Genomic DNA, 6713 nt, shown 5'->3' on the forward strand with positions numbered 1-6713 from the left:
CTCGGAACGGTGATCCTGGCCGTGTCCTTCATCATTGCCGGCACTGCCGAAATCCTGCGCCACCGCGGCCTTGGCGCTGCGCGCCGGCCAGCCGCCGCCAATCCAGCCTGAACCACAACAACGAAAGAGAGGAGAACGAAAATGACATTCCAGCTGAAATCGATCACCGGACACAAGACCCGCGCCGGCCTTACGGCCCTGGCGCTCGCGCTGTCGTCGACTGTCGCCCTTGCCGCCGACAAGCTGCAGTATTTCACATGGTCCGGCTACGAACTGCCCGACTTCAACAAGAGCTTCCTCGCGGCCCATCCGGACGGCGTCGAGGCCTCGATCTTCGGCGACGACGACGACGCCTTCACCAAGGTCAAGGCCGGCTTCCGGCCGGACATCGCGCACCCCTGCTACGACAAGGTGGCGCGCTGGAACAAGGAAGGCCTGCTGCAGCCGATCGACACCAAGCGCATCAAGAACTGGGATTCAATCTTCCCGGTGTTCAAGAACCTGCCCGACATCCAGGCCGGCGACGGCAAGGTCTGGATGGTGCCGTGGGACTGGGGCAACACCTCGATCCTCTACCGCACCGATCTGGTGAAGAACCCCGAGGCGAGCTGGAAGCTTCTGTGGGACAAGCAGTATGCCGGTCGCATGGCGACCATCGACGCCGTGCATGACACGCCGATCGTCGCGGCACTGCTCGCCGGCGTGAACCCCTTCGACATGACTCCGGAGCAGATGGACAAGGTGGCGGAGAAGCTGCGCGAGCAGCGGCCGCTGCTGTCCAGCTACACCACCGACATGACCTCGGTCGAACAGGCGCTGGCAAGCGGCCAGCTCGTCGCCGCCATGACCTGGAACGCGTCGGCCACATCGCTGAAGAAACAGGGCGTGCCGGTCGAGTTCATGAAGCCGAAGGAGGGCATGCTGACCTGGTCCTGCGGCTTCGTCATGCTGAAGGACGCCAAGAACGTCGATCTCGCCTATGACTTCATCAACAGCCGGCTGGACGCCGACTCGGGCAAGTATCTGATCCAGTCCTATGGCTACGGCAGTTCGCTGAGCACAGCTTTCGCCGGCGTGGCGAAGGACGAACTGGACAAGCTGCAACTGCCGTCGGATCCGGAAGTGATGCTGAAGACCACGATCTTCACCGGGCCGATGAAGCAGAATGACGACGTCGCCAAGATGTTCGAGAAGGTGAAGGCCGGGGGGTAAGCTGCGGCTCCACCTTCTCCCCTTGTGGGAGAAGGTGGATCGGCGCGCAGCGCCGAGACGGATGAGGGGTGTTGGACGGATCGCCGTCGTTGCCAAGCTGGAACACCCCTCACCCGTCGCCTTCGGCGACACCTCCTCCCACAAGGGGAGAAGGGGAGGCTGGGCGGCGCTGCGCCGCACCGGTAAAGAGACCAAACAAGGACTAACGCATGGATGTTTTTGACGAATCGGCCGAGAAGCCGAAGGACGATGCCGATGTGCGCGTCGGCCGGCGCGTGCGGGCGCTCAGGCTGGAGCGCAAGCTGTCGCTGGCCGAGCTTGCGGTAAAAGCCGGCATTTCGATAGGCGCGCTCAGCCAGATCGAGCGCGGCATGTCATCGCTGCGCGTCAAGGTGATCTGGCCGCTTGCAGCCGCGCTAGACATCGAACCGTCGGCACTGATCGCCGACGGCAATGAGGCGGTCAATGATCTCTACTGCGTGCGCGCCGACAAGCGGCGGCAGATCCCCGTCAAGTCGGAAGGCATCGCCAAGGCGCTGCTGTCGCCGCCTGCCGCGACGCTCACCGGCATGCTGGTGAGCGTCGAGGCCGGCGGCGGAACGGCCGAGGCCTACGCCCATGCAGGCCATGAGTTCGGCTTCGTGATGGCCGGCGAGGTCGAACTGGTGGTGGACGCAACCTCCTACGTGCTCAAGGCCGGCGACAGCTTTGCCTTCAAGAGCACGCTGCTGCATGCCTTCCGCAACCCCGGCGCCGAGCGCTGCGAGATCCTTTGGGTCAACACGACAAAACCCTCCGAGGTGCGCGATGGCGCCTGATGCGCTCGTTCGATTGCAGAAGGTCTCAAAGGTCTTTCCGGGTGGTGTGGTTGGTCTCGACGCCGTCGAGCTAGATATCGCTCCGGGTGAGTTCCTGACCCTGCTCGGCCCGTCCGGTTGCGGCAAGACCACCAGCCTGCGCGTCATTGCCGGTTTCGAGAGCCCGACCAGCGGCAATGTTCTGCTTGAGGGCCGCGACATAACGGGCCTGAGGCCCTTCGATCGCCCGGTCAATACCGTCTTCCAGGACTATGCGCTCTTCCCGCACATGGACGTCGCAGAGAATGTCGGCTTCGGCCTGTCGCTACGCGGGCTGTCCGGCGCCGAGCAGGCGAAACGCGTCGGCGAGGCGCTCGACATGGTCGGCCTTGCCGACAAGCTCGGCGCCCGCGTTTTCGAACTCTCCGGCGGCCAGCGCCAGCGCGTCGCGCTTGCCCGCGCCATCGTCTGCCAGCCGCGCGTTCTGTTGCTCGACGAGCCGCTGTCGGCGCTTGACGCGCATCTGCGCGAGCAGATGCAGGTCGAGCTGAAGCGGCTGCAATCCCGCCTCGGCACCACCTTCGTCATGGTCACCCATGACCAGACCGAGGCGCTGTCGATCTCCGACCGCATCGTCGTCATGAACAAGGGCCTCATCGAGCAGATCGCGCCGCCGGCGATTCTCTACGACCGCCCTGCGACGAAGTTCGTCGCCTCCTTCATCGGCACCATGAACCTCCTGCAGTCGCGCTTCGTCGGCCGCGATGGCGAGCGCCTGCGCTTTGCGGCTGGCGAGCTGGCGTTGGAAGCTGTATCCGACACCGGCGAGGCGCCGGCCGCCGGAGACACACGCACCATCGGCGTGCGTCCTGAGGACCTTTTGGCGACCACCGAGGCCGCCGATGGCACCGCGCCGGCGCGGGTAAGCGGCGTTGTCTTTCATGGCCGCACGCTGCGCCTCCACGCCGAACTGGGGCAGGGGACATCCATCATCATCGATGCTCCGCGCCGCGCTGACGGTTTTCAATTCAGCGTCGGCGACGTGGCGCACATCAGGCTGCGGCGTGGCGCCAATTGCCCTTTGCTTACCAATTGACCGCTTGGCTCACGACGCCTTGGCGAAAAAACCCTGATAGTCGGACTTGGCCTGTAGCAGGCGCAGGATGTTCTCACGCGACCCACGCACATGGGCGCGGGCGCGATCGCCCGCCAGGGCCACGTCGCCGGCGCAAATCGCTTCGACGATGCCGGTATGTTCCTCGCGGGTGACCTTCCACTCGTCCAGCCACAGGAGCTCTGTCCACACATATTGCTGGCATTTGTCGAGTATGACGCAGAGCATGCCGTGCAGCATTTCGTTGCCGCCGATTTCGGCAATCACGCGGTGCAAATCGATGCCGACCTGCAATTCCTCGAACTGCTCCCTGGTGCCGCGGTCGGGGATCGCGGCCAGCCGCTCGCATTCGGCAAGAATCGCGCGCAGCCTCGTCTTGTCGGCGGCGGTGGCGGTGGCCGCCGCCAGTTCGGTCGCGCGCCCGTCGAGCAATTCGCGGATGTCGAAGGCCTCGCGGAACATGGTCAGGTTGAACTCCGCCACGACATAGCCCTGGCGCGGGCGGCCGATCATCAGGCCGTCACGCTCCAGCCGGTTGAAGGCCTCGCGCACCGGCGTGCGGCTGACCTTTAGGCGCTCGGCCATGTCGGTCTCCGTGACGCGGGAGCCGGGCGGGATCTGGCCGGTGATGATCAGCGCCTTCAGCTTCTCGAACACCGAATCGCGCAGCGTGTTCTTTCTTTCCTTGCTCAAGCGTCCCGCCTCCAACGGTCTGTCGTGGTTTCGCAGTTTAGGGCCTTTTAGCGCTTGCTTGAAACAGGACCGTTTCGAGAACGGCAAGCACTCCGGCTCTCGCCTCCGTCTTTCGTCACCATAAATTGCTTGGCGCGTGTTGACATCGGCTTCCGACGAATTACACTCAAAATTGTATACAAATTAGCATACCAAATCAACGATAATGGGAACACCGGTTGGAGAAGCGAAAATGACGAAGCTGCGTTGCATTCAGAGCCTTGCGGTCGCGGGGCTGCTGGCCTCGGTCGCCGTCCCGGCATCGGCCGCCGACACCATTACCGCCGCCTCCTGGGGCGGCACCTATCAGGAGGCGGAGACCAAGGCCTTCTTCGATCCCACGGCCAAGGAACTCGGCATCACCATCAAGCAGGACACCACCAACGGCCTCGACGACGTGCGCCTGCAGGTCACCGGCAATGCCGTCAAATGGGACATCACCGAGCTCGGCGCCGACGAATGCGCGCGCGGCTCCAAGGAAGGCCTGTTCGAGAAACTCGACTACAGCGTCATCGACAGAAGCGGCATCAATCCCAAGCTCGTCCATGACGACTGGGTCGGCATCTCCTACACCTCGGTCGTGCTGATCTACCGGACCGACGTTTTCGGCGACAAGGGGCCGAAGACCTGGGCCGATTTCTGGGATGTCGAGAAATTCCCGGGCCGCCGCGCGCTCTCAGGCAGCCAGGCGACGGAAACGCTGAGCGTCGCCGCCCTTGCCAAGGGCATCCCGATCGACAAGGTCTATCCGGTCGACATCGACGGTGCGCTGCAGTCCGTCGACAAGATCCGCGGTCATGTCGACGCCTGGTGGACCTCCGGCGCGCAGGCCATGCAGCTCGTCAAGGACGGCGAGGTCGACATGGCAAGCATCTGGAACGGCCGCGCCGGCACCTTGCGGAAGGAAGGCGCGCCGGTCAGCTTCTCCTTCGACCAAGGCGTTCTGACCGCCGACTGCATGGTCATCCCCAAGGGCTCGAAGAACAAGGACCTCGCCATGAAGGCGCTGGCCAAGTTTGTCAGCCCCGACCTTCAGGCCAACCTGCCGCTCTATGTCGACAACGGCCCGGCGAACGAGAAGGCCTTCGAGACCGGCAAGATCCCGCCGGAGCGGATCAAGGACATCAACTCGGCGCCGGACAACGTCAAGAAGCAGGTGCTGCAGGATCCCGAGTTCTGGCGCGACACCCTCGTGGAGGCGACCGAGAAGTTCGACAACCTGATCCAGCAATAGACAGGGTGGCACCGGTCGGGGCAGCGTCCAGGCGCTGCCCCAGCTCCGTCCCGCCATGAATGATCCGGAGTCCAGGGAGATGCTTTTGTCCATCGCGCCGACCGCGCTTCCCATCGGCATCAGCGGCATCGAGAAGAGGTTCGGCGGCGTCTCGGTGCTGCGCGATCTTTCGCTCGATGTCGCCGCCGGCGAATTCCTGACGCTGCTTGGCCCGTCGGGCTCGGGAAAGACGACGCTGCTGATGATCCTAGCGGGCTTCGTCAGGGCGAATGCCGGCAGCATCAAGGTCGGCGGCGAGGAGATCATCGCCATGCCGCCGCACCGGCGCAACATCGGAATGGTGTTTCAGAACTATGCGCTGTTCCCGCATATGAATGTCTTCCACAACATCGCGTTTCCGTTGAAGCAGCGCCGCGTCTCGGCGTCGGAGACGGCCGAGCGCGTCGAAAAGGCGCTGGACCTCGTGCAGTTGAAAGGGCTCGGCGAGCGCCGCGTCGACCAGCTTTCCGGCGGCCAGCGGCAGCGCGTGGCGCTGGCCCGCGCCATCGTCTTCGAACCGCGCATCGTGCTGATGGACGAGCCGCTTTCGGCCCTGGACAAGAGCCTGCGCGAACACATGCAGATCGAATTGCGCAATCTGCATCGCCGGCTGGGCATGACGACCGTCTACGTCACCCACGACCAGCGCGAGGCGATCACCATGTCGGATCGCATCGCCGTCATGAATGCCGGCCGCATCGAGCAGATCGACCGGCCGGAAGTGCTCTACGCCGCACCCAAAACGCGCTTCGTCGCCGGCTTCATCGGCGATTCCAACTTCATCCCGGTCGAAAGTCGCAACGGCAGCGTCTGGTATGAGGACAGGAAGATCCGCATGACGTCTGCGGCGCCAGCCGCCGGCTGCCATTTGATGGTGGTGCGGCCGGAAAAGCTGCGCCTCGTCGCCGAGGCTCAACCGGCGGGCAGCGTCAATGCGATCCCGGCGACCGTCGGCGACGTCATCTACCAGGGCGACAGTTTCGTCTGCTACGCCACGCTGCGCGACGGCCGCCAGGTGACGCTGCGCGACTATTGCCGCTCCGACGTGCCGGCAAAGCTGCCAAGGCCCGGCGAACCGGTCAATCTCGGTATCGATGCCGATGATGTGGTGCTGGTGGCGGCGGACTGATGAGCATGCAATCCGCCATACTCCCCCATGCCAGCGCCCCGACGCTCAACGCCGATGCGTTGCATGCCGATGCGCGCCGCGAATCTTTCGGGCTGCTGGCGCTGCTGTCGCCCGGCCTGCTGCTCGTCTTCGCCGTCATCATCGTGCCGATCGGCTGGCTGTTCTGGCTGTCGCTGTTCGACGAGACCGGGGCGCTGAGCGCTTCGAACTACGCGCGCTTCTTCCAGCAGCCCTCCTACATCAAGACCTTCCTCACCACCTTCAAGGTTGCCTTCGCCGTCACCGGCGCCTGCGTCGTGCTCGGCTATCCGCTGGCCTACATGCTGTCGCAACTGCCGCGTCGCGCGGCCTCGATATGCCTGGTCTTGGTCATCCTGCCGTTCTGGACCTCGGTCCTGGTGCGCACCTATGCCTGGCTGGTCATCCTGCAGCGCAAGGGCCTGATCAACAGCTGGC

General features: G+C 64.3%; 6 protein-coding genes and 1 pseudogene. 6 read left to right on the forward strand and 1 reads right to left on the reverse strand.

Translation table 11 applies throughout. The features are described 5' to 3' along the window. Positions 1 to 141: 141 nt before the first annotated feature. From EN745_RS26390 to EN745_RS26400, 3 genes are all read left to right on the forward strand, one after another. On the forward strand, positions 142 to 1212 hold the full coding sequence (locus EN745_RS26390) for an ABC transporter substrate-binding protein (RefSeq protein ID WP_127422620.1): 1071 nt from the start codon (positions 142 to 144) through the stop codon (positions 1210 to 1212). A 209-nt stretch (positions 1213 to 1421) separates the two neighbouring features. Beyond that, positions 1422 to 2030, forward strand: a complete 609-nt coding sequence (locus tag EN745_RS26395) for a cupin domain-containing protein (protein WP_126056005.1) — start codon at positions 1422 to 1424, stop codon at positions 2028 to 2030. After that, a complete protein-coding gene (locus EN745_RS26400; protein WP_127406400.1) occupies positions 2020 to 3105 on the forward strand; it encodes an ABC transporter ATP-binding protein in 1086 nt (361 codons plus the stop codon). The genes EN745_RS26395 and EN745_RS26400 overlap by 11 nt, the downstream gene beginning before the upstream one ends. A gap of 9 nt (positions 3106 to 3114) precedes the next feature. On the opposite strand, the gene EN745_RS26405 is transcribed toward EN745_RS26400, so the two are convergent. Further along, a complete protein-coding gene (locus EN745_RS26405; protein ID WP_189363166.1) occupies positions 3115 to 3816 on the reverse strand; it encodes a GntR family transcriptional regulator in 702 nt (233 codons plus the stop codon). A gap of 232 nt (positions 3817 to 4048) precedes the next feature. Between EN745_RS26405 and EN745_RS26410 the strand changes: the two genes are divergently transcribed. The 3 genes and pseudogenes from EN745_RS26410 to EN745_RS26420 all read left to right on the forward strand — a co-directional run. Next, positions 4049 to 5089, forward strand: a complete 1041-nt coding sequence (locus EN745_RS26410) for an ABC transporter substrate-binding protein (RefSeq protein ID WP_127406398.1) — start codon at positions 4049 to 4051, stop codon at positions 5087 to 5089. Between the two features lie 85 nt (positions 5090 to 5174). Next, a complete protein-coding gene (locus EN745_RS26415; protein WP_127422621.1) occupies positions 5175 to 6257 on the forward strand; it encodes an ABC transporter ATP-binding protein in 1083 nt (360 codons plus the stop codon). Further along, positions 6257 to 6713: pseudogene (locus tag EN745_RS26420) on the forward strand (ABC transporter permease); the annotation flags it as partial. The gene EN745_RS26415 and the pseudogene EN745_RS26420, both read left to right, overlap by 1 nt.

Origin of the sequence: Mesorhizobium sp. M4A.F.Ca.ET.022.05.2.1 (assembly GCF_003998845.1) — a bacterium.
Classification (GTDB): domain Bacteria; phylum Pseudomonadota; class Alphaproteobacteria; order Rhizobiales; family Rhizobiaceae; genus Mesorhizobium.

Coding starts and splice junctions, on each gene's coding strand:
- EN745_RS26390 (WP_127422620.1), top strand. CDS start 142: ATGACATTCCAGCTGAAATCGATCACCGGACACAAGACCCGCGCCGGC.
- EN745_RS26400 (WP_127406400.1), top strand. CDS start 2,020: ATGGCGCCTGATGCGCTCGTTCGATTGCAGAAGGTCTCAAAGGTCTTT.
- EN745_RS26410 (WP_127406398.1), top strand. CDS start 4,049: ATGACGAAGCTGCGTTGCATTCAGAGCCTTGCGGTCGCGGGGCTGCTG.
- EN745_RS26395 (WP_126056005.1), top strand. CDS start 1,422: ATGGATGTTTTTGACGAATCGGCCGAGAAGCCGAAGGACGATGCCGAT.